Source organism: Luteirhabdus pelagi (assembly GCF_016827595.1).
GTDB classification, from domain to species: Bacteria; Bacteroidota; Bacteroidia; order Flavobacteriales; family Flavobacteriaceae; genus Luteirhabdus; species Luteirhabdus pelagi.
Genome location: NZ_JAECMS010000030.1, coordinates 1 through 954, shown reverse-complemented (window position 1 = coordinate 954; position 954 = coordinate 1). Strand labels below are relative to the sequence as shown.

The window sequence follows — 954 nt, the reverse complement described above, 5'->3', positions numbered from 1 at the left end:
GCCAACGGTATTGTATAACGCGCGTTGCGCGGTTTTGAAAGTTACGTCTTTTTCAGTTAATGCTTTTTTGGTCTGGAGTTGTAGGTTTTTAATACTTCTAACCATCCCGTGCAATGCATCGTTATACGTTGTTGGCAACTGGCTTTTTTTTATCCTTCATACTTATGATATTCGGTTATCGTTAAATAATATCCGTCTGGGTCTAGCAATGAAAATTCCTTTTTTGTTGAATTTGGGTTTATGTGAATTTCTTTCTCTATCGGATAGTCCATTTTTTTAAGATTTGACCTAATAATATCCAATTTGTCCGTTTTGTAATAGATTATTAGTCCATTTCCTGGTTTGATGTTGGGCTTTATCATAGTTGGATGCTCGTGTTCTCCCCATTTATGAAAACAAATTAAAATCTCTCCGTTTTCGTCTTCAAGTACAGCAAATTCATTTCCTCCGTGCGTTCTTTTGCAATCAAATACTTTTTGATACCATTCTGCACTTTCATTAACGTCCTTTACTGCTATTATTGGGTCAATTTTAGTCATTATTCATTCTAAATTTCAATCACGTATGATGTTATCGATTTAATTTTTGCGCCTTTAGCTCCTTTAAATTTATAAAAGTCCGAGAATGCATATTTTTTTCCGTTTTGCATTTTCATAATTCCGTTTGTTGCTCCTTCTTTTCCGTGCGATAAGATTTGGTCAATTATCAATTCGGTCGTTTTTTTGGATTTCATTTTTTCCAATTCTTCTCTAAACTTTTCTTTTCCCTCAATTCTTCTGTCGCCAATTATATCCCAAACAATTTCATCAGTCACACTTTCGGTAATAAATTCCACGTTTCCTTTTGCAAAGGCAATGTTGAATTCTTTTAGAAATTCCATTTTTGGTGAGTTTCCACAATTAGGGCTTGAAATTATTTCTGTCATTTTACAGGATTATTGATTTCTGACGTTTT

General features: G+C 33.5%; 2 protein-coding genes. Both read right to left on the bottom strand.

Annotation, left to right across the window (positions count from 1 at the left end):
- Positions 1 to 149 precede the first annotated feature (149 nt).
- Entirely contained in the window at positions 150 to 539 is a 390-nt protein-coding gene (locus tag I4Q58_RS15430) for a VOC family protein (protein ID WP_203296807.1), read from the bottom strand.
- A gap of 8 nt (positions 540 to 547) precedes the next feature.
- Positions 548 to 925 carry a nuclear transport factor 2 family protein gene (locus tag I4Q58_RS15425; RefSeq protein WP_203296806.1) on the bottom strand — a complete coding sequence of 126 codons (378 nt, stop codon included), beginning with the start codon at positions 923 to 925 and terminating at the stop codon, positions 548 to 550.
- Between the last annotated feature and the right edge of the window lie 29 nt (positions 926 to 954).